Below are 23,018 nucleotides of genomic sequence, written 5' to 3'. Positions count from 1 at the left end.
GGGCTGATCGTCACGCTTGCTCACGATCGCCTGAACCCGCCCGCGCAGGAAACAGACCATGGCCGACGGCTCCACCACCGCCCAGAAGACCTTCCGTTGGGAAGACCCCTTGGACCTCGACGGTCGGCTGACCGACGACGAACGCATGATTCAGGACGCGGCGCGCGGTTACGCCCGCGACAGGCTGCTGCCGCGCGTGGTCGCCGCCTTCCGCGACGAGACCTTCGACCGCGCCATCATGACCGAGATGGGCGAAATGGGCTTCCTCGGCGCCACCCTGCCGGAACAGTACGGCGGCGCGGGCGCCAGCCACGTGGCCTATGGCCTGATCGCGCGCGAGATCGAGGCGGTCGACAGCGGCTATCGCTCGGCCATGTCGGTGCAGTCGTCGCTGGCCATGTACCCGATCTACGCCTTCGGCTCGGAAGAGCAGAAACTTCGTTTCCTCCCAAGAATGGCGGCCGGTGAACTGATCGGCTGCTTCGGCCTGACCGAGGCCGACGGCGGCTCGGACCCGGCCTCGATGAAAACCAAGGCGGTCAAGGTCGAGGGCGGCTACCGCCTGAACGGCGCCAAATACTGGATCACCAACTCGCCGATCTCGGACCTCGCGGTGGTCTGGGCCAAGCTGGATGACGTCATCCGCGGCTTCATCGTCGAGCGCGGCTTCGACGGCTTCACCACCGACAAGATCGGCGACAAGCTGTCGCTGCGCGCCTCGATCACCGGCGACATTGGCCTGAACGACGTCTTCGTGCCGGAAGAGAATCTGCTGCCGAATGTGAAAGGCCTGCGCGGGCCCTTCTCCTGCCTGAACAAGGCCCGCTACGGCATCTCGTGGGGCGCGATGGGCGCCGCCGAGTTCTGCTTCCACGCCACCCGTGAGTATGTCTCCGAGCGCATGCTGTTCGGCCGCCCGCTGTCCTCGCGCCAGCTGGTGCAGAAGAAGCTGGCCGACATGCAGACCGAGATCTTCCTCGGCTTTGAAGGCGCGCTGGCGCTGGGCCGTCGTCTGGACAACGGCGACTGGTGTCCCGAGGCCATCTCGATGATGAAGCGCAACAACTGCGGCAAGGCCCTGGCCATCGCCCGCGAGGCCCGCGACATGCACGGCGGCGCCGGCATCACCGGCGAGATGCACGTTATGCGCCACGCCATGAACCTTGAGACGGTCAACACCTATGAGGGCGCCCACGACGTCCACGCCCTGATCCTGGGCCGGGCGATCACGGGCGAGAGCGCCTTCTAGACGAAGGCGCGCCCCGCCGCCCCGGCGCGGTCCGCGACCGGCGTTCGGTCAGGAAGAATCAGCCCGACGCCCACCCGCGCGCGTGCAGGGTGGCGCCCGGGACGGTCGGGCATTGTTATTCGCCTTCAACCTCCTATCGTTCGGCGACAGGAGGCGGCTGATGGACGGAGAAAGCGTGATCGCAGGGGACGACCCCTTCGCCCAGCTGCGCGAGGTCTTCGCCGGCCGCGCCGCCCTGCTGCTTGAGGACGATCCCGACCTGTCGGAGCATGTCGCCGAACGCCTGCTGCGCGCCGGGTTCGCGACCGTGGATTGCGTCGACCGGGGCGAGGTCGCGCTCGAGAAGGCGGCCGCCCGCGCCTATGACGTGCTGCTGCTGGACCGGATGACGGCGGGACTGGATGGGCTGGAGACCCTGAAACGGCTGCGCGCCTCGGACGGCCCCTCGGCGGATGCGCCGGCCCTGATGCTGACCGCCCTGGGCGGCGAGCGGCAGAAGGTCGAGGGTCTGCTGCAAGGCGCCGACGACTATCTGGCCAAGCCGGTAGGGGACGAGGAGCTTCTGGCCCGCATCGCCGCCCAGCTGCGCCGCGCGGCGCGCCGGGCCAGGCCGGTCAGCTCCGATCTGGTCAACGGGCCCTTCCGCCTGTCCTTCGGGGCGCGCACGCTGAAGCTGGAGCTGCCGGATGTGTCGCGCACCATCGACCTGTCGCCGCTGGAGTTCGCCATCGTCTGCGAGCTGATGACCGCGCGCGGCCAGCCGGTGACCAAGACCATGCTGTGGGACCGGTGCTGGGTGGAGTGGACCTTCCTGCCCGACAATTTCGTCAACATCATCGACGCCCGGATCAGCGCCCTGCGCCGCCGGCTGAAGGAGCAGGCGGCCGAGCTGGGCGACGACCTGCACCCGCTGATCGTGTCGGCGCGCAGCCAGAGCCTGGTGTTCCGCGACCTGTCCGACCGGGCGGGCTGATCCGCGCGTGACCGGCCCCTTCCGTCGCATCAGGGCCTGGCTGGGGCGTCGCACGACCACCCAGCTGGCGGCCGGGATCGCCGTGCTGTCGGCCCTCGCCCTGACCGGATCTTTGGCCGTGACCAGCGCGGCGGTGCGCATGGACCAGCGCGAGAAGGCGGCGCTGGCCGCGCTCGACGACTATGGCGCCATGGCCTCCAAACTGGGCGTCGAAGGCATGACCGGCGACACCCTGAGTCCCGCCGACGCCGTTTATCTGTCCAACTGGCTGACGGCCTTCCAGTACGGCCCGGCGCGCGCGCGCGACGCCCGCACGCTGGAAGAGACCTGCAAGACGGGGCGGGGCGGCGCGGGCGTGCGCTTCATCCGCGCCCCGGTCGGCAAGCCGGCGGGCCTGTCGGAGCTGGAGACCATCCGGGGTGAGCGATCGCCGCGACTGGGGGACGATGTCTATGTGGTACGGCTGGGCGCCGGGGTCCTGTGCCCCACGCGCGCAGTCGAGGTGGTGGTGGTCAAGCGCTCGGTCGGGGCGCTGGACATCGCCGTGGGCCGGGTCGTGGATGCGTCCGGCGACGCCTGGGGCTGGGCCGTGGCGGCGGTGATCGGGGCGGGCGTCCTGCTGCTGGCCATCGGTCTGGCGGCGGCCACCTTCGCCCGCCATCGCCTGACCAGCGCCGTGGTGAAGGTCAGCGTCGCGCTGGACCGCGCCGCCGTCGGCGACTTCTCCGAGCGGGCGCCGGAGACCGAGGTCGCGCCGGAACTGAGCGAGTTGTCGGGTCATGTGAACCGGACACTGGACCGGCTGGAGGAGCTACTGGCCTGGCTGCGGGATTCCGCCGATCAGCTGGCGCACGACTTCCGTACGCCCCTGGCCCGCGCCTCGGCCCGGCTGGAGAAGCTGGGCGAAACCGCGACGACGCCGGAGATGAGGCGTCTGGTGGCCGAGGCGCGCGCCGATCTGCAGGAGCTGACCCGCGCGATGAACGAAGCCATGGCCCTGCGCGACGGCGAGGCCTGGTCGTTCGAGCCGATCCGGCTCGACGCGCTCGCGGCGCAGGCGGCGGAGCTCTACGAGCCGCTGGCCGAGGAACGCGGCGTCTCGATCCGCGTGGTCGCCGCCCCGGTCGAGGTGCTGGGCGTGCGCAGCCTGCTGCAGCGGGCGACGGCCAATCTGGTGGACAATGCGGTGAAATATTCGCCCCACGGCGGCGTCGTGACCCTGACGGTCTCGGGGGAGGAGGGGCGGTCCCGCCTGTCGGTCGCCGATCAGGGACCGGGCTTCCGCGCCGGAGCGTCCGGCGCCGCCGCCGTCGCGGCGTCCATGGCGGAGGGCCGCGAAAGCCACGGCATGGGCCTGGCCTTCGTCCGCGCCATCCTGAAACGGCACGGCGCGGTCATGACGATTGATGACGCCCGTCCGGGGGCTGTCGTCACGGCGCATTTCTCGCGCTAGGGTCCGTCTCCAGAATGAGGAATTTGAGCATGCGGCGCACGATCTTCCGGGCCAGCGGTGTTTCCGTGATCGCGCTCGCGCTGGCGGCGCCCCTGCTGCTCGCCGCGCCCGCCTTCGCCCAGGCCGACGGTCAGGCCGCGCCGCAGGCGCAGCCCCCGCTGCCCATCCCCTATGACGCCCAGCGCGGCGTCTTCACCTTCGCCAACGACCTCGAACGCGCCCTGCCGGCCGTCGTGCAGGTGACGACCCTCGGGCAGTCGGGCGGCCCGAGCTCGGGTGACAACGAGCCGCGTCCGATGGCCAGCGGCTCGGCGGCCGTGCTCGACGCCGCCGAAGGCATCGTCGTCACCAACAATCACGTGGTCGAGGGCGGCCAGAAATTCACCATCGATCTGACCGACGGCCGCATCTTCGACGCCGTCCTGATCGGCGCGGACAAGGCCACCGACATCGCCGTGCTGCAGATCACCGCGCCGGGCCTGTCGCAGATCGAGGTCGCCAGTTCCGACACCCTGCGCACGGGCGATCTGGCCTTCGCCGTCGGCTATCCGCTGGGTCTGGACCAGACCCTGACCATGGGCGTGATTTCCGGTCTGGGCCGCTCGGGCGGAGGCGACCGGATCGAGGACTATATCCAGACCGACGCGGCCGTGAACTCCGGCAACTCGGGCGGGCCGCTGCTGGACAGCCGGGGGCGGCTGATCGGCATCAACACCTCCATCCTGTCGGGCGGCGGCGGCGGCAACGACGGGATCGCCTTCGCCGTGCCCAGCCGCATCATGATGTCCGTGGTGGAACAGCTGCGCGCCCATGGCGAGGTCAGGCGCGGCGCGACCGGCGCCATCCTGGGCTCGCTCAATGCCGAGCGCTCGCGTGAGTTCGGTCTGGGCATCGTGCGCGGCGCGGTGATCGAGGACGTGGCCCCCGGCTCGTCCGCCGAGTCCGCCGGCCTGCGCCGGGGCGACGTCATCACCCGGATCGGCAGCCGCGCGGTGTCCAATGCGGGCACCGTCCAAGCCACCATTGGCGTCGCCGAGCCCGGAACCCAGGTCGAGATCGTCTACCTGCGCGACGGCCACGAGGCCCGCGCCAGCCTGACCGTCGAGCCCCCGACCGCGCGGGACGTGATCGTGGGCGCGGACGTGGTTCTGGCCCGCGGCGCCGGCGTGCGGCTGGCCGAGGGCGGACTGCAGGTCTTCTCGGTCGAGGGCGGTTCGCCCGCGGCGGCCGTGGACCTGCAGGCGGGAGACGTCATTCGCTCGGTGAACGGCCGGTCGGTCTCGACCCTGTCGGCTCTGGCGCGCGCGCTGGATGGACAGGGCGAGCGCCGTCTGTCGGTGGAGCGGGGCGGCCGGACGGAACGGATCACCCTGCCCTGAGGGGCTGCGCCCGTCGGCCCCGAGCCTGCGCCGGACAGCAAAACGCCCGCTCGGCCTTTGGGGGGGAGGGCGGCAGAGCGGGCGTCTCGCTTTGGAGGAAGCATCGGCCCGCCGAAGCCCTTGAATGGAACAATTCCAGGGGGCTGGGGGGGCTGTTCAGGATCCGGAACCGTTCCGAACTCCGACGAGCCGATGTGACCGGTGTCGCCTCCCAACGGGGCAGGCGATGGGCGGAACGGAGGCGTTTTCGTGTTCTGTGCGATTTCTTTGGATCGCGGCGTTACGGACACGCCGTCCGCCCTTCGCGCCGCACTGGCGTCGCGCCGGAAGCGGCCTAGATTAGAGGCATGAACGACGCCGTCGATGCACAGCCCCAGGCCGGTCCGGTCTTCTTCGATCGCCGCGAACTGGATCAGATTCTCAGGGTCTACGGCCGCATGGTCGCGGCGGGCGAATGGCGCGACTACGCGATGATCGGCCACAAGGACGTGGCCGAGTTCGCCGTCTTCCGCCGCTCCGGCGACGCCCCCGTCTACCGGATCGAGAAGCGGCCGTCGCTGCGCCTGAAACAGGGCCAGTGGGCGGTGATCGGCGAGGGCGGCATCGTGCTGAAGCGGGGCCGTGAGTTGCCGCAGGTCCTGCGCGTCTTCGACAGCCGCAAATTCACGGTCGTGGAATAGAAAAGGGCCCCGGCATCGCTGCCGGGGCCCTGTCTCATTCCTTTTGGCCTAACGCTCGCGACGCGGTCGCTGGCTGCATGAGGCCGTCCTGTGGCCTGTCGCTCCCCGCGCGGCGGTTCGCTGCTTGAGGCCGGGTCGCGCTATCACTCTTGACGCCGGATCGCTGCGCTCAAGCAGTGAGCGACCGCGTCGCGAGCGTTAGCGCGCTTCGATCAACGCCGCCCGCCGAACAGGGCGAGCAGGAATTGGAACATGTTGATGAAGTTGATGTACAGGCTCAGCGCACCGAAGCTGGTGGCCACGCCCATCGCGTTCTGGTTCCCGCCCAGCGCATAGTAGGTCATCTTCAGGCGCTGGGTGTCGTAGGCGGTCAGGCCGGCGAAGATGAGCACGCCGGCGACGCTGATGATCAGCTGCATCATGCTGTTCTGCAGGAAGATGTTCACGACCGAGGCGATGATCAGGCCGATCACGCCCATGATCAGGAAGCTGCCGATGCCGGTCAGGTCCTTCTTGGTCGTGTAGCCGAACAGGCTCAGCGCGCCGAAGGCGGCGGCCGTGATCAGGAAGGTCTGCACCACCGAAGTTTCGGTGTAGAGCAGCACCACCGTGCCCATCGAGGCGCCGATCAGGGCCACGATCAGCCAGTACAGGACGCTGGCGCCGCCCGAGGTCGGGTTCTTCATGATGAAGTTGGAGCCCAGCAGGATGACCAGCGGCGAGAAGGCCACGATCATGCCAAGCAGGGTGTAGCCGGTCAGGCGGGTCACGCCGTCCGGGAAGACCGCCGTCGAGAACAGCAGGTCGCGCACCGCCGGCACCGAGCTGGTGAGATAGGCCAGGGCCGCCGAGACCAACAGGCCGAGGGCGACCTTGTTGTAGACGCCCAGCATGAAGCTGCGCAGGCCCGCGTCCACCGACATGTCGGTGGTCTGCGGGATGGAATATCCGTTTCTGAAATCGCTCATCGCGGTTTCGATCCTCCTATGGGCCGGCGCTATCCCGGCCTTTGCAGCAAATATCGGTCGCCACTGGCGCTTCCGCAAGGAAAACCGGACTTGGGCCGTCGGTTCAGACCCGCTACCAACGGTCGCATGATCCGGCTGTTCACCGCCCTGACCGTCCCCGATGACGTGGCCGAGACGCTGAAGCGTCGCCAGTCCGGCCTGCCCGGCGCCAAATGGCGCGGCGAGGACCAGTTGCACATCACCCTGGCCTTCTACGGCGAGGTCGAGGTGCGACGGGCCGAGGACCTGGTCGCCGAGCTTGAGCGGGCCGCGACCGGCGGACCTTTCGAGATCGAGCTTCAGGGCGTGGGCGCCTTCGGGGACGCGCATCGCAGCCATACGGTCTGGGCCGGCGTCAGCCCGAGCGAGCGGCTGAACGTTCTGGCCGGGCGCTGCCGGTCGGCGGCGGAGCGGGCGGGGATCGTCCTCGAACGCCGCGACTACCGTCCGCACCTGACGCTGGCCTATCTGAAGCCCCGGACCGACCCGGCCCGGGTCGGCGCCTGGATCAGCGGTCACAATCTGCTGCACTCGCCGCCGATCCGCATCGACCGCTTCGGCCTCTATTCCAGCGTCCTCACCGCGGACGGCAGCCAGTACCGGCTTGAAAAGGAATATCTGCTGTGACCGGACCGATACTCCAGACCGAACGCCTGACCCTGCGTCCCACCGCAATGGAGGATTTCCCGCGCTGGGCCGAAATGATGGCCGACCCGGAGGCCGCGAAATTCCTCGGCGGAGCGCAACCGGCGGCGACGGCCTGGCGGGGGTTCATGACCATGGCCGGCGCCTGGAGCCTGACCGGCGTGTCGATGTTCTCGGTCATCGAGCGGAAGAGCGGCCTGTGGCTCGGCCGGATCGGACCCTGGCGGCCGCACGACTGGCCCGGCAATGAGGTCGGCTGGGGCCTGCATCCGGACGCCCAGGGCAAGGGCTATGGCGTCGAGGCGGCCACGGCGGCGCTGGACTACGCTTTCGACGTGCTGGAATGGCCCGACGTGATCCACTGCATCGACCCTGACAATACGCCCTCGCAGCGATTGGCCGAGCGGGTCGGCTCCCGAAATCTCGGGGCCACGCGCCTCCCGCCGCCGTTCGACGCGCTGACGATAGACGCTTGGGGCCAAAGCCGGGCCGACTGGAAGTCCCGCCCGGGCCGTTGAACCTGCGGTAAGGCGCCGCTTTTACGGTTCGCCCGCTTCGGCTAGGCAGGGCGTCACGCAACGACGAGGATGGGATATGCGCGTACTGGTTCTGGGCGGCGACGGCTTCTGCGGCTGGCCGACCGCGCTGCATCTGTCGGCGCGCGGCTGGGACGTTTGCGTGGTGGACAACCTCAGCCGTCGCAACATCGACAACGAACTGGAGGTCCAGTCCCTGACCCCGATCCGGACCATGGGCGAGCGGATCGCCGCGTGGAAAGAGGTCTCGGGCAAGACCATCGAGTTCGTGAACCTGACGGTCGGCAAGGAGTTCGACCGCCTCGTCGCCCTGATCCGCGACTGGGCGCCGGACAGCGTCGTGCATTTCGCGGAACAACGGGCCGCGCCCTATTCGATGAAGTCGGCCCGGCACAAGCTGTACACGGTCGACAACAATCTGAACGCCACCAACCACCTGCTGGCCGCCATCGTCGAGAGCGGGCGGGATGTGCATCTGGCCCACTTGGGCACCATGGGGGTCTATGGCTACACGACCGCCGGCCTGCGCATCCCCGAGGGCTATCTGAAGGTCACGGTGGACACCGATTTCGGCCCGACCGAGCAGGAAATCCTGTTCCCGCCGAACCCGGGCTCGATCTACCACATGACCAAGACCCAGGACGCCCTGCTGTTCCAGTTCTACGCCAAGAACGACGGCGTCCGGATCACCGACCTGCACCAGGGCATCGTCTGGGGCGCCCAGACCGAGGAAACCCGCAAGGACGAGCGGCTGATCAACCGGTTCGACTATGACGGCGACTACGGCACCGTCCTGAACCGCTTCCTGATGCAGGGCGCGCTCGGCTACCCGCTGACGGTGCACGGCACGGGCGGGCAGACGCGGGCCTTCATCCACATCCAGGACACCGTCCGCTGCGTCGAACTGGCGCTCAAGAATCCGCCGAAGTCGGGCGAACGGGTCAAGATCCTCAACCAGATGACCGAGAGCCGCCGGGTCCGCGATCTGGCCGCCATGGTCGCCGGCATGACGGGCGCCGAAGTCCACAACGTCCCCAATCCGCGTCAGGAAGCCGACGAGAACGAGCTGGTCGTCGCCAATGACCAGTTCCGGGAACTGGGCCTGAAGCCGATCACCCTGGCCGAAGGATTGATGCAGGATGTCACCGAGATCGCCCGCCGCTATGCCGACCGGGCCGATGTGTCCAAGATTCCGTGCGTCTCCAGCTGGAACGGCCGGCGCGCCGAAGCGCTGAAGACGGAAAGCGTCACGGTTACGGCCGGCGACGCCGCCCGTCCCGCCCTGTCCGCCTGAGGTCTGATGCCCGATACCGCCCCGTCGCCTGTTTCGCTGCTGGTCTTCGGCGGCGGCTGGCTGGGCCGCGCGGCGGCGCTTGAAGCCCTCCGTCGGGGCGGCAAGGCCGTCGCCACGTCGCGCGACCCCGACACGCGCGCGGCGCTGGAAGCGGACGGGATCGGCACGGTCGATCCGGCGGATGAGTCGGCGCTGGCCGCTGCTGTCGGCGCCGCCACGGCCCTGCTGATCACCGCGCCGCCGGACGCTCAGGGGTGTCCCGGGCTGAGGGCCCTGGTCCCCGCCATAACCGCCTCGGGCGCCTGGCCCGACTGGATCGGTTATGTGTCCTCCACCGCCGTCTATGGCGACCGCGCGGGCGGCTGGGCGTTCGAGGACGACGAGTTGAACGCCGCCTCGCTGGAAGGCGCGCGCCGCGTGCGGGCCGAGCGCGACTGGCTGGACGCCGGCCAGGGGATGGGGCTGACGGTCCAGCTGTTCCGGCTGCCCGCCCTCTACGGCCCCGGCCGGTCGCCGCTGGATCGCCTGCGCGACGGCACGGCCCGGATCGTCCGCAAGCCGGGCCAGATCTTCAACCGGGTGCATGTGGACGATGTGGTGGCGGGCCTGTTCGCCTCCATGGCCCGCCCGCACCCGGGCGCCGCCTACACCCTGTGCGACGACGCGCCCTCGCCCGCCGACGTGGTCATCGAGGGCGCGGCCCGGCGGCTGGGCCTTCCTCTGCCCCCGGAAGTGGACCTGGACGATCCGTCGGTCAGCGACGCCATGCGCCGGTTCTACCGCGACTCCAAACGCCTCTCGAACGCCAAGGCCAAGGCGGAACTGGGCTGGCGGCCGAAGTACCCGAGCTGGCGCGAGGGGCTGGAGGCGCTCATCCGCGAGCACGGCTGAGCGCCGTCTTTCGGGGGCCGCGGACCGTCAGCCCTTCGGGCTTCCCGACCCGACGCGGCCTGGCGCTTTGCGCAGGCTTGCGCTCAAGCAGCGAGCGACCGCGTCGCGAGCGATAGCGCCCTTCCTTAGAACGGCAGGATGTTACGCTGGCGCGAGTAGGCCATGGTGCCGACGTTGGCGCCGAGACGCAGGCCGACGCCGGTGCGGATCGGGGCCAGGACGATGCCGTCGGCGCGCTGGTAGTTCACGCCCACGCCGCCGACCAGATAGGCCGAACCTTCCACGCCGGGATAGCGGCGGTAGATCATGTCCGGGTGATACAGGCCGTAGACCAGGGTGAAGACCCGGCTGCCGTTGCCGCCGACGTCCCAGCCGATCGAGATGCCCTGCCAGAAGATTTCCTGCGAGGCCGACAGATCCTTCATGTGCAGGGCGCCGCGGCCGTAGCGCAGGCCGATGCCGGCCGCGCCGGAGGCTTCCTCGCCCGCGATATAGGCGGTGGGACGGTCGCCCTGGTCGGCGAAGATGCGCTCGATGGCGCCGCCGAGGGCCTCCGCCGCAATGCCCAGCTCGCGCGAGCCGGCGGCGATCAGTTCGTCGGACGTATAGGCCGGCGCGGTCTGGTCCGAGCGGATCGGATAGTTGGGATCGGTCGGTCCGTTGCTGGCGCAGGCGCCCAGGGCGGAGGTCGCGCCGAGGGCGAGGCCGGACTGGATCAGATGGCGGCGATGCATGGTGATGGCTCCGAAGTCGGGACGGTCCACCCGACTCTCACGGGCGCAAACGCCACCGTCGCCGGGCTTTGCGTCAGCCTTGCGGCGGCAAGGTTAACCGAACCTTGCCGCCGGGCTGTTTCAGCTTCTGAGCACCGCGCCGAGCTTCGTCGCCGCCGCCACGACCTTGGCGGAGACCGCCTCGATCTCGGCGTCGGTCAGGGTCGCCTCGACCGGCTGCAGGACCACTTCCAGCGCGACCGACTTGAAGCCGTCGTCCACGCCCTTGCCGCGATAGATGTCGAACACCCGCACGTCCGAGATCAGGACCTTGTCCGCCCCGGCCACGGCGCGCGCCAGATCGCCGGTCGGCTTGCCGTCCTCGACCACGAAGGCGAAGTCGCGGGTCAGGGGCATCAGGCTGGACAGATTGGCCGGGCCCCTGGTCTTGGCCCTGGCGCCGCGCGGCTCGGGGACCGAGTCCAGCACGATCTCGAACGCCAGCATGGGCGCATCGGCGTCCAGCGCCTTCAGCACCCGCGGATGCAGGGCGCCGAACTCGACCATGATGTTCTTCGGACCCAGTTGCAGGCGCGCCGAGCGCCCGGGGTGCCACCAGTCGCGGTTCTGGCCCTGAACCAGTTGCAGCGACGCCGTCGGCGCCCCCAGCAGGTCCAGCAGGGCGATCAGATCGCCCTTGAGGGCGAACAGGGCGTCCTCCGGGACGCCGCCCCAGTGACGGCTCGACCGCGGGGCCACCAGACCGGCGATGACGGTGCGCTGGCCGTTCGGCTGGTCGTCCAGATAGATCGGGCCGATCTCGAACAGGGCGGCGTCTGCGTGACCGCGCGCGGCGTTGCGCGCCGCCGCCTGGATCAGGTTCGGCAGGGCCGAGGGCCGCATGCAGTCCAGATCCGCCGCGATGGGGTTCTCGACCACCAGCCTGTCGTCCCCGCCGCCGAACAGGGCCGCGATGGACTGTTTGGTGAAGGACCAGGTGACGGCCTCGGCATAGCCCATGGCCGCCAGCGCCCGGCGGGCCAGACGCACACGCGCCTGACGCGGGCTCAGCACGCCGCGTGACGGGGCGCCCTGATCGGGCAGCGGCGTGGTCGGAAGCTGGTCGAAGCCCTCGATGCGCGCGACCTCTTCCACCAGGTCGGCCGGGCCTTCCGCATCGCGGCGCCAGGTCGGCGGGGTCACGGACCAGGATGCGCCCCGCTCCACCGCAAAGCCCAGGGCGGTCAGAATCCCGGCGATGCGGTCGTCCGTCAGCGAAAGGCCGGTCAGCGAGCCCACGCGGGCTGGATCGAAAGCGAAGGCGGCCGGAGCCGCCGGGGCCTCACCCGTGACCACGATCTCCGACGGCTCGCCGCCGCACAGGTCGAGGATCAGCTTCGTCGCCAGCTCAATCCCGGGGACCAGCGAGGCCGTGTCGACGCCGCGCGCGAAACGGTACTGGGCGTCCGAGTTCAGCGACAGGGTGCGGCCGGTCTGGGCGATCAGGATCGGGTCGAACCAGGCGCATTCGATGAAGACGTCGGTGGTCTCGTCAGAACAGCCGGTGCTCTCGCCGCCCATGACGCCGCCCAGGCCGATCGGGCGCTCGCCCATCGCGTCGGAGATGACGCACATCGACGGATCGACGGTGTAGGTCTTGCCGTCCAGCGCGATCAGATGCTCGTGCTCGCCCGTATCCCTCGCCAGTTGCCCGGCGCGGACCACGATCTCGGTCCCGACCAGCTTGGCCACGTCGTAGACGTGCAGGGGCCGGGCGCGGTCATAGGCGATTAGGTTGGTCACATCGACCAGCCGGTTGATCGAGCGCAGGCCGATGGCCTCCAAACGACGCTTCAGCCAGTCGGGCGACGGGCCGTTCCTGACGCCCCGGATCGTGCGACCGGCAAAGACCGGGCACATCCCGGGCGCGTCGAGGCGCACGCTGACCGGCGAGACGAAGGTTCCGGCGACCGGTTCGATCGCGGGGGTCTTCAGCGTCCCCAGACCGGCGGCGGCCAGATCGCGGGCGATCCCGGCGACGCCCAGCCAGTCGGGGCGGTTCGGCGTGACTTCAAAATCGATGACCGGTTCGGCGCCGAACACGCCGGCGGCGGGCGTTCCGACCGCGAGGTCGTCGCTCAGCTCCAGGATGCCGTCGCTCTCGCCCGGCTGTTCCAGCTCGGCGGCCGAGCACAGCATGCCGTTGGAGATCACGCCCCGCACCGGCTTTTCGACCAGGGTCACGCCCAGGCCGGGCACATAGGCGCCGATGGGGGCATAGATGGTGGTCAGGCCCGCGCGCGCGTTCGGCGCGCCGCAGACGATTTCTTTCAGCCCGTCCACCGTCTCGACCTGACAGACCTGCAGGCGGTCGGCATTGGGATGGCGCTCGGCCGAGACGATCTTCGCGACCGTGAACGGCGCCAAGGCGGCGACCGGGTCATGTACGTCCTCGACCTCAAGGCCGGCCATGGTCATGGCGTCGGCCACGGCCGCCGCATCGGCGTCCGTGTCGAGGTGATCCTTCAGCCAGGAAAGAGTGAATTTCACGAGACGCGCACCTCGGTCAGCATGTCGATAACCTGCTGCGACCCGGTGAAGCCGACGTTGAAGAACTCGCAGTTCTCAAAGGCGCAGTTCCGCATCGGAATGGTGCCCAGGGCATGGCTGCCGACGGGCTGGAGCAGCAGGTTGCGGATGTCGCCGTTGCTGTCGCCGAAATTGCTGGCGTCAAAGGTCACGCCGGCCGAGATCAGCAGCACGGCCGGCCCCTGGATGCGGCAACGGCGGAAGGTGCGCCCTTCGATGAGGCCCGGCTTCGTTCCGCCCGTGACGGTGACGAACAGTTCGAACAGGTTGAGGTCGACGTCCTCGAACAGCGTGGCCGAGAGGTCGCGGGCCGGCTGGATCGGGCGATTGATCTGCGAGTAAATCACGAGCGCGCCTGCCCCTGTCCCTTGCCCACCAGGGACTGGCTCATTTCTTCGAGGAAGGCGTCGGAGCCGGTGTAGGCGATCTGCACGAAGCGGCAGCTGACGAATTTGCAGTCTTCCAGACCGATGGCGCCGACCATCTGCGGGCCCTTCGGGGCGAAGAGCATCGAGTTGGCGTCAGAACCCGCGCCCATGCTGCAGCCGTCGAACGTCGTGCCCTTCAGGACGGCGACCAGCGCCGGCCCCTGGATCACGCAGTTGGTGAAGGTCTTGCCCTTGATGACCGGTTGGCCGGAATTCATCGTGTGGACGGCCAGCAGCGGCAGCCAGACGCCTTCGGTTTCGAAGGTGTCCCGGGCGGTGATTTCGCGGCCGAAGGCTTCGGACATTACGTCGGTCATGAGGAACTCGTTCAGCTGAGGCCGCTGGCCGGATTGGGCGCGGCGAAGGGAGAGAAGCCGTAGTGGGCCAGCCACCGGGTGTCGGCGTCGAACATGGGGCGCAGGTCGGAGATGCCGTATTTCAGCATCGCCAGACGATCGACGCCCATGCCGAAGGCAAAGCCCTGATACTCGTCCGGGTCGATGCCGCAGGCCCGCAGCACATTCGGATGCACCATCCCGCAGCCCAGGATTTCCATCCAGCTGTCGCCGGTGTTCAGCTTCAGCTCGCCGCCGGACCGATCGCAGCGGATGTCCATCTCGGCCGACGGCTCGGTGAAGGGGAAGTGGTGCGGGCGGAAGCGGGCGTCGACGCCGTCCAGCTCGAAGAAGCGGGCGACGAAGGTTTCCAGCGTCCACTTCAGGTGGCCCATGTGGATGCCCTTGTCGATCACCAGACCCTCGACCTGATGGAACATCGGGGTGTGGGTGGCGTCCGAGTCCTTCCGGAAGGTCCGGCCCGGCGCGATGATCCGGATCGGCGGCGTCTGGCTCATCATGGTCCGCACCTGCACCGGACTGGTGTGGGTGCGCAGGACCTTGCGCTCGCCCGTTTCCGGGTCGGGCTTGAGGAAGAAGGTGTCGTGCATCTCCCGCGCCGGGTGCTTGGGCGGGAAGTTCAGGGCCGTGAAGTTGTGGAAGTCGTCCTCGACATCCGGCCCTTCTGCGACGGCGAAGCCCATGTCGGCGAACAGGGCGACCATCTCGTCCATCACCTGCATCGTCGGGTGCACGCTGCCCCGACGCCGCGGGCGCGGGGGCAGGGTCAGATCGACGTGCTCGGCCTTCAGGCGGGCGTCCAGCTCGGCGCTCTCCAGTTCGGCCTTGCGGGCGGTCAGGGCCGACGACACGCGGTCGCGCAGGCCGTTGATCTTGGGACCCTGTTCGCGGCGTTCGTCAGGGCTCATCGCGCCCATGCCCTTGAGCAGGCCGGAGATGGAGCCGGACTTGCCGAGCGCGGCGACGCGGAGGTCCTCGACAGCGGCGGCGGTTTCCGCCGAGCCGATGGCGTTGATCAGGTCGAGTTCGAGTTGGGCGAGATCAGTCATGTCCCGGCAGCATCTAGCGGGCGCGGACGCTTTCGTCACGTCCGGCATGCAGGCGCGTGGATTACAGGGCGGCGTAGGCGTCGGTGATCCACCTCGGCGGCTCCGGCTCCCAGCGGATGGGACGCCCCTCGGTCGAGGTCCAGCGGTGCAGCCACGAGATGCCGTTCGCCCGCGCATAGGTGTCCGCATGGGCGTAGATCGGATCGGCCAGCGCCTCTTCCAGCGTCACGAAGCGATAGCCCCGCGCCAGATAAAGGGCGTGGACCTGCGGATACCAGTCCCGGTTCAGGCTGTTGGCGTGCAGCAGCAGCACCTGCGCCGGTTCGCGCCCGCCGGTCAGTTCGGCGCTGTAGGGCTCGAAATGGTCCAGCACCGTGGTCATGTGCGCCACATAGGCTTCACCGATCCGCGCCTTCAGCGCCTCGTCGCGCGCCGCCTCGGCCTGACGATAGACGGCGGCGAACATCCAGTCGTTGTTGTCGATGGTGACCGGGGCGACGTCATAGCCGCGCTGCGCCAGCCCCTCGGCCATGGCGGCCTTCTTCTCCGGCGTCTCGCCGGTGAACAGATAGGGATGGCGGAACCAGTGCAGCCGCCGGCCGCGCGCCTCCAGCACCGACCGGGTGATCGTCGCGCCCTGATCGGTGTCGGCCAGCCAGGCCTCCGCCGTCGTGCGATGGACGTTGAGGTGACTGAAGGTGTGATTGCCCAGGTCCAGACCGGCGTCGAGCCAGGCGTTCAGCACCTGCGGCAGCAGGGTCGCGCGCTGCGCCTCGCAGACCTTGCCCTCGTTGATGAAGGCGGTGGCGTGGGTGTCCAGCGGCCGCAGCATGTCGACGAAGCCGGTGGTCAGCGCCATGGCCGCCCGCGGGTCGCACAGGGCCGCGTCGGCGGCCTGATAGGGCAGGTCGTCAAAGGTGACGGCGATCGCCTTCTGCTGCGCCACGGCGGGCGAGCTCAGGGTCAGGGCGGCGAGGGCGGCCAGCAGGATACGGGTCATCCGCCCAGCCTATCCGCAAGGCCCGCAAACGAAAACGCCCGCCCCGGCGAACCGGAGCGGGCGTATTTCAGTCGTTCGACCTTGAGGGCTTAAGCCGCCTTCAGAGCGTCACGGACCTTGTCGGCGATCGCCTTGAAGGCGGTTTCGTCGGCGGCCATGGCAGCCAGGACCTTGCGGTCCAGTTCGATGCCGGCTTCGCCGAGACCGTGGATGAACTGCGAGTAGGTGAAGCCTTCGATCCGGGCCGCGGCGTTGATGCGCTGGATCCACAGGGCGCGGAAGTTGCGCTTCTTGGTGCGGCGGTCGCGGTAGGCGTACTGGCCGGCGCGATCAACGGCGGCCTTGGCGGTGCGGATGGTGTTCTTGCGGCGGCCGTAGAAGCCCTTGGCCTGCTTCAGAACCTTCTTGTGTTTGGCGTGGGACGTAACGCCCCGGGTGACGCGAGCCATGTCGCTATCCTTCTATGGGGTCCCCTGGGCCTCGCGCTCGGCGCTCGGCGGCTTGAGGGGAACATTCAAATTCGTGCTGGGATCAGATCTTGATGCGGCGTGAGCCGATCAGCCGTACGGCATGTAGGATTTGATCTTCTTGGCATCGGCGTCGGCCATGACCGAAGTGCCGCGGTTCTGGCGGATGTACTTCGAGTTGTGGCTGATCAGACGGTGGCGCTTGCCGGCGACGCCGGCCTTGACCTTGCCAGTGGCGGTGAATTTGAAGCGCTTCTTGGCGCCCGACTTCGTCTTCAGTTTCGGCATTTTCACTCTCTGTTCTTGAGTGGGACACCGCTCTTCAAGCTACATGAGCCCGAAGGGTGGTCTCCCTGATTAAGAACCGCCCAGGCATGCCTGTTCGCCCGGCGGTTCGGTACGCGAAGGCGCGGCTTCTAAGCGAAGCGGCCCCTGAAAGCAAGCGCCTGACTCAGTTTGGCGGGTTGTGACCCTCCGGGACGCGGACTGTTTCGGTCGGCATCCCCGCGCGCGTTTCCGTCCGGGACGGGGCGTGATTGCGCGGAGCAGGGGTCCCGAACGCAAAACGCCCCGGCGCGAACCGGGGCGTTTCGTTGTCGGATCGATCCGACGCCTACTTCGGCGCCAGGATCATGATCATCTGCCGGCCTTCCATACGCGGGGCGTACTCGACCTTGGCGATTTCGTCGAAATCGGCCTGGACCTTGTTGAGCAGCTTCATGCCCAGTTCCGGGTGCGCCATTTCACGACCGCGGAAGCGCAGGGTGACCTTCACCTTGTCGCCCTCGTCGAAGAAGCGGTGCATGGCCTTGGCCTTCACCTCATAGTCGTGGGTGTCGATGTTCGGACGGAGCTTGATTTCCTTGAGCTCGACGATCTTCTGACGCTTGCGCGCCTCCGCCTTCTTCTTCTGCTCCTGGAAGCGATGCTTGCCGTAATCCAGGATCTTGCAGACCGGGGCGTCGGCGTTGGCGACGATCTGGACCAGATCCAGACCCGCTTCCTCGGCGGCCTCGAGCGCGGCGGACAGGGGCATCACGCCCTGCTTCTCGCCGTTCTGGTCAATGAGCAGAACGCGCGTCGCGCGAATTTCCTGGTTGATGGGCGGCCCGTCTTTCACGGGCGGCGTTTGCATCGGACGGCGAATGGGCGTCGTTTCCTTATGTGGTCGAAGACGTGCGTTGTTCTGACGAGAAGAAGCGCGCGATAAATCGCGGCGTTCCCCTCCGGGGCCCTATATGACCGCCAAACCCCTTATTTTCAAGGCGCGACGGGCTTAAGCGCCGCGATGAAGTCGGCGTGTAGCGCCAGGACCGCATCATGGACGTGCTCAACCGTCAGGTCCTCAATGGGGGCGAACTGTCCGCGCGTCTCGTTGGAGGCCACGGTGCGGGTCTTGGGGCCCCACGGGCCGTAGAGCCACCACTCCGTCGGTCCGAACAGGCCCAGTGTCGGCCCGCCCAGCGCCGCCGAGACGTGCATCAGTCCGGAATCGTTGCCGACGAACAGGTCCGCCCGGTCGATGGCGGCGGCGGAGGCCAGGATGTCGCCCTTGCCCACGAAGTCGATGCCGCGATCGCCGGCCGCCTCCAGCGCGGGGGTCGCCGGCGGCCGGTCGCCCGGCCCGCCCACGGGCATGAAACGCCAGCCGTCAAAGCGGGGGTCGGCCTTCAGCTTTTCGACCAGGGCGCCCCAGCGGTCGGCGGGCCAGCTCTTGCCCGGCTGGTGCGCGATCGGCGCCAAGGCGAGGATCGGACCGGGGCCGGGGCCGCTCGCCAGCTGCGGATCGATGACGGCGGCGGCCTCGGCGCGGGCCCGGTCGTCCAGCCAGATCTCCGGGGCCAGCGGCGTGTCCGCGCCCATCAGGCGCGACACCATCTCGACCTTGCGCAGGCCGGTTTCCCACGACCGGTTGTAGATCACCCGTCGCTTCGCCGGGATCAGATAGGACAGGGCCGAGCCGCGGATATCGACCACCAGGTCCCAGCGCGCGCCGACGACCTGCTTCCACAGGTCGATCCAGTGTCCGGCCATCTTCTTCTTGTCGAGAATGATCGTCCGCTCCACGCCCGGCGCATTCCGGAAGAAGGGCGCGGGCGGCCGACCGCAGGCCACGGTGATCCGGGCCCCCGGGATCTGGCGTTCAATCTCCCGGATCACGCCCGAGGAGATGACGCAGTCGCCGATCCGGTTGGAGGAAACGAACAGGACGCGGGGTTCGGACACGCTTTTCAGCCTTCGCTTGGACAGTCAGGGTTCGCTATCAGTCCGCGAACGATTTCGCGAGAGGAACCGCCCATGGACGATCTGGAACGCCTGACCCGCCCCGACGGCGAGACCCTGGCGATGAAACGCGTCGCCGGGACCGGTCCGACCGTGATCTGGATCGGCGGCTTCCGCTCCGACATGGAGGGGACCAAGGCGCTGGCGCTGGAGGCGGCGGCGCGTCAGCGGGGCTGGAATTTCGTCCGCTATGATCATTTCGCCCACGGGGTCTCGTCCGGCGACTGGCGGCAGGCCACCATCGGCCGCTGGCGCGAGGACGCCATCGCCCTGATCGACAGTCTGCAGGGGCCGGTCATTCCGGTGGGCTCGTCCATGGGGGGCTGGGTCGCCCTGCTGGCCGCCGTGGCGCGCCCGGAGCGGATCGCCGGGCTGGTGCTGGTCAATCCGGCCCAGGACTTCACCGAGCGTCTGATGTGGCCGGGTCTGCCCGATCACGTGCGTCAGGCCATCCTGCGCGACGGCGAGGCCCTGATCGTCGAGGAGGGGCTGGGCGAGTACGTCCTGACCCGCCGCATGTTCGAGGAGGCGCGCGACTGGCTGCTGCTGGACGGCGTCGTCGAAATCGCCGCGCCCGTCCATATCCTGCAGGGCCGTAAGGACGATGTCGTGCCGTGGCGTCATCAGGTGGAACTCGTCGAACGGCTCGGGGACGGCGATATCACGCTGGACCTGATCGCCGACGGGGACCATCGTCTGTCCACGCCCGCCGATCTTGATCGTCTTATTGAGGCCGTCGAACGGAACCGTGTTCGGTCACCCACATTGTCCTGACTCCTGGAGAACACCATGCGCACCCTGCTCACGATCACCCCCATCGTCCTCGGACTGGCCCTGTCGGCCTGTTCGACCACCCCCGGCACGGACCGTTACGGGACCGAACTGCAGCGTCTGGCGGATTCCTGCCAGGCCCGCGGCGGCATCCTGACCCCGACCGGCAGCCAGTCGGGCCGTCCCCAACAGGACAACGTCTGCGAAATCCGTGGCGGCACCGCTCTGGCCCCCAGCCGCTCGGGCGGCTGAGCCGTGCGCACACTGATCCTGGCGGCGGCGCTGGCGACAGCGCTGTCCGCCTGCGCCTCGACCGGCGAACGCACCCGTCCCGACACCACCGCCGAACTCGCCGCCAAATGCCGCGAGCGCGGCGGCATCCTGGTGCCGACCGGGCGGCCGTCGACCGGTCGCCCTGAAGCCGACAACGCCTGTCAGATCAACGGCGCGGCCTCGCGCATTCCCTGAGGTCTAGAGCAGCGCCGTGATCGCCTTGCGCGCCGCCTCGCCGAGGTCGGCGCGCTTCAGGGCCAGCGCCACATTGGCGCGCAGCAGGCCGATCTTGTCGCCGCAGTCGTGGGTCACCCCCGCGTATTCCACCGCCGTGAACGCCTGATCGGCCATCAGCCGCGCCATGCCGTCGGTCAGCTGGATCTCGCCGCCGGCGCCGCGCTCCTGCGTCTCCAGGATGTCGAAGATTTCCGGCTGCAGGATGTAGCGGCCCGAGATCGACAGGTTGGACGGCGCCGTGCCCTTGGCCGGCTTCTCGACCATGCCCTTCATGCGGATCAGGCCGCCGTCGCGATCCACCGGATCGACGATGCCGTATTTGTGGGTCTCGCTGTCCGGCACCTGTTCGACGCCGATGATGTTGCCGCCGACCTCGGCATAGACGTCCGCCAGCTGTTTCAGCGCGCCGGGCTGACCATCCACGATCACGTCCGGCAGGATCACCGCGAACGGCTCGTCGCCGATGATGTCGCGGGCGCACCACACGGCGTGGCCCAGGCCCTTGGGCTGCATCTGGCGGGTGAAGCTCATCTCGCCGGCGCTGGCCAGTTCGGCGTTCATCATCTCGAGGATGTCCGTCTTGCCCTTGGCCAGCAGCTGGGCTTCCAGCTCGATCTGGTGATCGAAATAGTCCTCGATGGCGCCCTTCGAGCGGCCGGTGACGAAGACGATGTGCTCGATCCCGGCCTCGCGGGCCTCTTCGACGATGTAGCTCAGGATCGGCCGGTCGACGACGTTCAGCAGTTCCTTGGGCGTGGTCTTGGTGCCGGGCAGGACGCGGGTGCCGAGGCCCGCGACGGGCAGCACGGCCTTGCGCAGGCGGCGGGAATGGGCGGTCATGGAGAGTCCTGATCAGAAGGGTCGGGGACCCTAACGCATTTGCGGCAAGAAGCGATCACTCGACCGTGACGGACTTGGCCAGATTGCGCGGCTGGTCCACATCGGTGCCCTTCTGGACGGCCGTGTAGTAGGCCAGCAGCTGGACCGGGATGGCGTAGATCAGCGGCGCGATCAGCGAATGGCACTCGGGCGCATCGACGCGGCGGATGCCGGCGCCGTGCGGATCGGGGGCCGACTTCGGCGCGATCATGATGACCGGTCCGCCGCGGGCGGCGACTTCCTGCAGGTTCGACGCGGTCTTCTCGAACACCTCGTCCAGCGGGGCCAGGGCCACGATGGGGGTCATCTCGTCCACCAGGGCGATCGGCCCGTGCTTCAGCTCGCCGGCGGCATAGCCCTCGGCGTGGATGTAGCTGATCTCCTTCAGCTTCAGCGCGCCTTCCATGGCCAGCGGGAACATGGCGCCCCGGCCCAGGAACAGCACGTCGGTGGCCTTGGAGATGTCCTGGGCGACGGATTTCAGGTCGTCCTCCATCCGCATGGCTTCGGCGATCAGGCGCGGCGCCTCGAACAGCGCCTTGACCAGCTCGGCCTCTTTGGCGGCATCGATGCGACCGCGCTGCACGCCCGCCGACACGGCCAGCGCCAGCAGGGCGGCGACCTGGGCGGTGAAGGCCTTGGTCGAGGCGACCCCGATCTCCGGCCCGGCATGGGTGGGCCACAGGGTCTCTGCCTCGCGCGCCATCGACGACGAATGGACGTTGACCAGGGCGGCGGTCTTCAGCCCCTGCGCCTTGCACCAGGTCAGGCTGGCCAGGGTGTCCGCGGTCTCACCCGACTGGCTGACGGCGACGGCCAGGGTGCCGGGCGTCAGGGCCGGGTGGCGATAGCGGAACTCGGACGCGATCTCGACGTCGCACGGCAGGCCCGCCAGCTTCTCGAAGGCGTAGCGCCCGATCTGTCCGGCATAGAAGGCGGTGCCGCAGGCGACGATCTGGATGCGGTCCACGGCGGCGAAATCGGTCTCGCTCGTCTTGGCCCTGCCGTTCACGAAATCGAGGTAGTGGCTCAGGGTGTGCTGCACGCTGTCCGGCTGCTCATGGATTTCCTTCTCCATGAAGTGCCTGTACTCGCCCTTCTCGACCAGGGCGGACGAGGCCGAGACCTGCACGATGGCGCGGTCCACGGCGGCGCCGGTGGCGTCGAACATGCGCGCCCCGTCGCGATCCAGGGCGACGAAATCCCCCTCTTCCAGATAGCTGATCCGGGTCGTGAACGGGCCGACCGCCAGCGCGTCCGAGCCGAGGTACATCTCCCCGTCGCCCCAGCCGACGACCAGCGGGCTGCCGCGGCGCGCGCCGAGGATCAGGCCGTCCTCGCCCTCGATCAGCACGGCCAGCGCATAGGCCCCGGTCAGGCGGTCCAGCACCGTCTTGAAGGCGATCAGCGGGTCGTTGACCTTGGCCAGCTCGCTGTCCAGCAGATGGGCGACCACCTCGGTGTCCGTCTGGCTTTCGAAGGCGTGCCCCTCGGCCACCAGCTCGGCCTTCAGCTCGGCGAAATTCTCGATGATGCCGTTGTGGACCAGCGTCACCCGGCCCGCCTTGTGCGGGTGGGCGTTGGCGGTGGTCGGGGCGCCGTGGGTGGCCCAGCGGGTGTGGCCGATGCCGATCGTCGCGTTCAGCGGCTCGGCGGCCAGCACGGCCTCCAGCTCGCGAATCTTGCCCTTGGCGCGGCGGCGTTCGATCTTGCCGTCGACCAGCGCGGCCACCCCGGCGGAGTCATAGCCCCGGTATTCCAGCCGCTTCAGGCTGTCGATCAGACGGGGAACCGCCGGGCCGACGCCGGTCACGCCAATGATGCCGCACATGAGAGAAACCCTCGGAGAAATGGGAATGCCGCGCT

25 protein-coding genes are annotated in these 23,018 nt (G+C 68.7%); 12 read left to right on the top strand and 13 right to left on the bottom strand.

Annotated features, from left to right (window positions below; genetic code table 11):
• Positions 1-58: 58 nt before the first annotated feature.
• The 5 genes from ACW174_RS04300 (at position 59) to ACW174_RS04280 (ending at position 5,734) form a co-directional block, all read left to right on the top strand.
• Positions 59-1,249 (top strand): acyl-CoA dehydrogenase, encoded by a 1,191-nt coding sequence (locus ACW174_RS04300; RefSeq protein ID WP_492016470.1) that lies wholly within the window; start codon positions 59-61, stop codon positions 1,247-1,249.
• 160 nt (positions 1,250-1,409) lie between these two features.
• Entirely contained in the window at positions 1,410-2,222 is an 813-nt protein-coding gene (locus ACW174_RS04295) for a response regulator transcription factor (protein WP_492016469.1), read from the top strand.
• A gap of 7 nt (positions 2,223-2,229) precedes the next feature.
• Positions 2,230-3,675 (top strand): sensor histidine kinase, encoded by a 1,446-nt coding sequence (locus ACW174_RS04290; RefSeq protein WP_492016468.1) that lies wholly within the window; start codon positions 2,230-2,232, stop codon positions 3,673-3,675.
• A 29-nt stretch (positions 3,676-3,704) separates the two neighbouring features.
• Positions 3,705-5,054, top strand: a complete 1,350-nt coding sequence (locus ACW174_RS04285; RefSeq protein ID WP_492016467.1) for a trypsin-like peptidase domain-containing protein — start codon at positions 3,705-3,707, stop codon at positions 5,052-5,054.
• A 347-nt stretch (positions 5,055-5,401) separates the two neighbouring features.
• Positions 5,402-5,734, top strand: a complete 333-nt coding sequence (locus ACW174_RS04280) for a DUF2794 domain-containing protein (protein WP_492016466.1) — start codon at positions 5,402-5,404, stop codon at positions 5,732-5,734.
• Between the two features lie 212 nt (positions 5,735-5,946).
• On the opposite strand, the gene ACW174_RS04275 is transcribed toward ACW174_RS04280, so the two are convergent.
• The gene (locus ACW174_RS04275) at positions 5,947-6,702 is read right to left on the bottom strand and encodes a Bax inhibitor-1/YccA family protein (RefSeq protein ID WP_492016465.1); all 756 of its coding nucleotides are present in this window, start codon (positions 6,700-6,702) and stop codon (positions 5,947-5,949) included.
• Positions 6,703-6,828: 126 nt separating this feature from the next.
• On the opposite strand from ACW174_RS04275, the gene thpR reads away from it, so the two are divergent.
• The 4 genes from thpR (at position 6,829) to ACW174_RS04255 (ending at position 10,107) form a co-directional block, all read left to right on the top strand.
• Positions 6,829-7,368, top strand: a complete 540-nt coding sequence (gene thpR, locus ACW174_RS04270) for an RNA 2',3'-cyclic phosphodiesterase (protein ID WP_492016464.1) — start codon at positions 6,829-6,831, stop codon at positions 7,366-7,368.
• A complete protein-coding gene (locus ACW174_RS04265) occupies positions 7,356-7,904 on the top strand; it encodes a GNAT family N-acetyltransferase (RefSeq protein WP_492017236.1) in 549 nt (182 codons plus the stop codon). The genes thpR and ACW174_RS04265 overlap by 13 nt, the downstream gene beginning before the upstream one ends.
• Before the next feature lie 76 nt (positions 7,905-7,980).
• Complete coding sequence (locus ACW174_RS04260) at positions 7,981-9,216, top strand: NAD-dependent epimerase/dehydratase family protein (RefSeq protein ID WP_492016463.1); 1,236 nt, start codon at positions 7,981-7,983, stop codon at positions 9,214-9,216.
• 6 nt (positions 9,217-9,222) lie between these two features.
• Positions 9,223-10,107 carry a Rossmann-fold NAD(P)-binding domain-containing protein gene (locus ACW174_RS04255; protein WP_492016462.1) on the top strand — a complete coding sequence of 295 codons (885 nt, stop codon included), beginning with the start codon at positions 9,223-9,225 and terminating at the stop codon, positions 10,105-10,107.
• A gap of 125 nt (positions 10,108-10,232) precedes the next feature.
• Here the strand turns inward: ACW174_RS04255 and ACW174_RS04250 are convergent, their stop codons facing one another.
• From ACW174_RS04250 to ACW174_RS04205, 10 genes are all read right to left on the bottom strand, one after another.
• The gene (locus ACW174_RS04250; RefSeq protein WP_492017235.1) at positions 10,233-10,841 is read right to left on the bottom strand and encodes a DUF1134 domain-containing protein; all 609 of its coding nucleotides are present in this window, start codon (positions 10,839-10,841) and stop codon (positions 10,233-10,235) included.
• Between the two features lie 120 nt (positions 10,842-10,961).
• Positions 10,962-13,370, bottom strand: a complete 2,409-nt coding sequence (gene pheT, locus ACW174_RS04245) for a phenylalanine--tRNA ligase subunit beta (RefSeq protein WP_492016461.1) — start codon at positions 13,368-13,370, stop codon at positions 10,962-10,964.
• The gene (locus ACW174_RS04240) at positions 13,367-13,756 is read right to left on the bottom strand and encodes a hypothetical protein (protein WP_492016460.1); all 390 of its coding nucleotides are present in this window, start codon (positions 13,754-13,756) and stop codon (positions 13,367-13,369) included. The genes pheT and ACW174_RS04240 overlap by 4 nt, the downstream gene beginning before the upstream one ends.
• Complete coding sequence (locus ACW174_RS04235) at positions 13,753-14,154, bottom strand: hypothetical protein (protein WP_492016459.1); 402 nt, start codon at positions 14,152-14,154, stop codon at positions 13,753-13,755. Before ACW174_RS04235 ends, ACW174_RS04240 begins: the two co-directional genes overlap by 4 nt.
• Before the next feature lie 11 nt (positions 14,155-14,165).
• Entirely contained in the window at positions 14,166-15,242 is a 1,077-nt protein-coding gene (pheS, locus tag ACW174_RS04230) for a phenylalanine--tRNA ligase subunit alpha (RefSeq protein ID WP_492016458.1), read from the bottom strand.
• Between the two features lie 61 nt (positions 15,243-15,303).
• Positions 15,304-16,242 carry a polysaccharide deacetylase family protein gene (locus ACW174_RS04225; RefSeq protein WP_492016457.1) on the bottom strand — a complete coding sequence of 313 codons (939 nt, stop codon included), beginning with the start codon at positions 16,240-16,242 and terminating at the stop codon, positions 15,304-15,306.
• An 89-nt stretch (positions 16,243-16,331) separates the two neighbouring features.
• Positions 16,332-16,691, bottom strand: coding sequence for a 50S ribosomal protein L20 (gene rplT / locus ACW174_RS04220; protein WP_439470667.1), 360 nt, complete (start codon positions 16,689-16,691; stop codon positions 16,332-16,334).
• Between the two features lie 108 nt (positions 16,692-16,799).
• Positions 16,800-16,997, bottom strand: coding sequence for a 50S ribosomal protein L35 (gene rpmI / locus ACW174_RS04215; RefSeq protein ID WP_492016456.1), 198 nt, complete (start codon positions 16,995-16,997; stop codon positions 16,800-16,802).
• Between the two features lie 325 nt (positions 16,998-17,322).
• Complete coding sequence (infC, locus tag ACW174_RS04210; protein ID WP_492016455.1) at positions 17,323-17,844, bottom strand: translation initiation factor IF-3; 522 nt, start codon at positions 17,842-17,844, stop codon at positions 17,323-17,325.
• 125 nt (positions 17,845-17,969) lie between these two features.
• On the bottom strand, positions 17,970-18,935 hold the full coding sequence (locus tag ACW174_RS04205) for a glycosyltransferase family 9 protein (protein WP_492016454.1): 966 nt from the start codon (positions 18,933-18,935) through the stop codon (positions 17,970-17,972).
• Between the two features lie 72 nt (positions 18,936-19,007).
• Here ACW174_RS04205 and ACW174_RS04200 point away from each other — a divergent pair, with 72 nt between their 5' ends.
• From ACW174_RS04200 to ACW174_RS04190, 3 genes are read left to right on the top strand one after another with little or no spacing between them, the layout of a single operon-like run.
• The gene (locus ACW174_RS04200) at positions 19,008-19,766 is read left to right on the top strand and encodes an alpha/beta fold hydrolase (RefSeq protein WP_492016453.1); all 759 of its coding nucleotides are present in this window, start codon (positions 19,008-19,010) and stop codon (positions 19,764-19,766) included.
• A 15-nt stretch (positions 19,767-19,781) separates the two neighbouring features.
• On the top strand, positions 19,782-20,015 hold the full coding sequence (locus tag ACW174_RS04195; protein WP_492016452.1) for a hypothetical protein: 234 nt from the start codon (positions 19,782-19,784) through the stop codon (positions 20,013-20,015).
• Between the two features lie 3 nt (positions 20,016-20,018).
• Positions 20,019-20,231: a hypothetical protein gene (locus ACW174_RS04190; RefSeq protein WP_492016451.1), complete on the top strand. Its 213-nt coding sequence runs from the start codon at positions 20,019-20,021 to the stop codon at positions 20,229-20,231.
• Between the two features lie 3 nt (positions 20,232-20,234).
• Here ACW174_RS04190 and galU read toward each other — a convergent pair whose 3' ends face one another.
• Positions 20,235-21,113, bottom strand: coding sequence for a UTP--glucose-1-phosphate uridylyltransferase GalU (galU, locus tag ACW174_RS04185; protein ID WP_492016450.1), 879 nt, complete (start codon positions 21,111-21,113; stop codon positions 20,235-20,237).
• Between the two features lie 55 nt (positions 21,114-21,168).
• Positions 21,169-22,983, bottom strand: coding sequence for a glutamine--fructose-6-phosphate transaminase (isomerizing) (gene glmS, locus ACW174_RS04180; protein WP_492016449.1), 1,815 nt, complete (start codon positions 22,981-22,983; stop codon positions 21,169-21,171).
• Positions 22,984-23,018 lie beyond the last annotated feature (35 nt).

The sequence above is a fragment of the Brevundimonas sp. AVps31 genome, from assembly GCF_058681355.1.
The sequence above is the reverse complement of the archived record's forward strand: the minus strand, read 5'-3'. Positions and strand labels throughout refer to the sequence as shown.

Coding starts and splice junctions, on each gene's coding strand:
- ACW174_RS04275 (WP_492016465.1), bottom strand. CDS start 6,702: ATGAGCGATTTCAGAAACGGATATTCCATCCCGCAGACCACCGACATG.
- ACW174_RS04280 (WP_492016466.1), top strand. CDS start 5,402: ATGAACGACGCCGTCGATGCACAGCCCCAGGCCGGTCCGGTCTTCTTC.
- ACW174_RS04255 (WP_492016462.1), top strand. CDS start 9,223: ATGCCCGATACCGCCCCGTCGCCTGTTTCGCTGCTGGTCTTCGGCGGC.
- ACW174_RS04235 (WP_492016459.1), bottom strand. CDS start 14,154: ATGACCGACGTAATGTCCGAAGCCTTCGGCCGCGAAATCACCGCCCGG.
- ACW174_RS04295 (WP_492016469.1), top strand. CDS start 1,410: ATGGACGGAGAAAGCGTGATCGCAGGGGACGACCCCTTCGCCCAGCTG.
- ACW174_RS04195 (WP_492016452.1), top strand. CDS start 19,782: ATGCGCACCCTGCTCACGATCACCCCCATCGTCCTCGGACTGGCCCTG.
- ACW174_RS04300 (WP_492016470.1), top strand. CDS start 59: ATGGCCGACGGCTCCACCACCGCCCAGAAGACCTTCCGTTGGGAAGAC.
- ACW174_RS04250 (WP_492017235.1), bottom strand. CDS start 10,841: ATGCATCGCCGCCATCTGATCCAGTCCGGCCTCGCCCTCGGCGCGACC.
- galU (WP_492016450.1), bottom strand. CDS start 21,113: ATGACCGCCCATTCCCGCCGCCTGCGCAAGGCCGTGCTGCCCGTCGCG.
- ACW174_RS04260 (WP_492016463.1), top strand. CDS start 7,981: ATGCGCGTACTGGTTCTGGGCGGCGACGGCTTCTGCGGCTGGCCGACC.
- ACW174_RS04285 (WP_492016467.1), top strand. CDS start 3,705: ATGCGGCGCACGATCTTCCGGGCCAGCGGTGTTTCCGTGATCGCGCTC.
- ACW174_RS04200 (WP_492016453.1), top strand. CDS start 19,008: ATGGACGATCTGGAACGCCTGACCCGCCCCGACGGCGAGACCCTGGCG.
- pheS (WP_492016458.1), bottom strand. CDS start 15,242: ATGACTGATCTCGCCCAACTCGAACTCGACCTGATCAACGCCATCGGC.
- infC (WP_492016455.1), bottom strand. CDS start 17,844: ATGCAAACGCCGCCCGTGAAAGACGGGCCGCCCATCAACCAGGAAATT.
- thpR (WP_492016464.1), top strand. CDS start 6,829: ATGATCCGGCTGTTCACCGCCCTGACCGTCCCCGATGACGTGGCCGAG.
- rplT (WP_439470667.1), bottom strand. CDS start 16,691: ATGGCTCGCGTCACCCGGGGCGTTACGTCCCACGCCAAACACAAGAAG.
- glmS (WP_492016449.1), bottom strand. CDS start 22,983: ATGTGCGGCATCATTGGCGTGACCGGCGTCGGCCCGGCGGTTCCCCGT.
- ACW174_RS04225 (WP_492016457.1), bottom strand. CDS start 16,242: ATGACCCGTATCCTGCTGGCCGCCCTCGCCGCCCTGACCCTGAGCTCG.
- rpmI (WP_492016456.1), bottom strand. CDS start 16,997: ATGCCGAAACTGAAGACGAAGTCGGGCGCCAAGAAGCGCTTCAAATTC.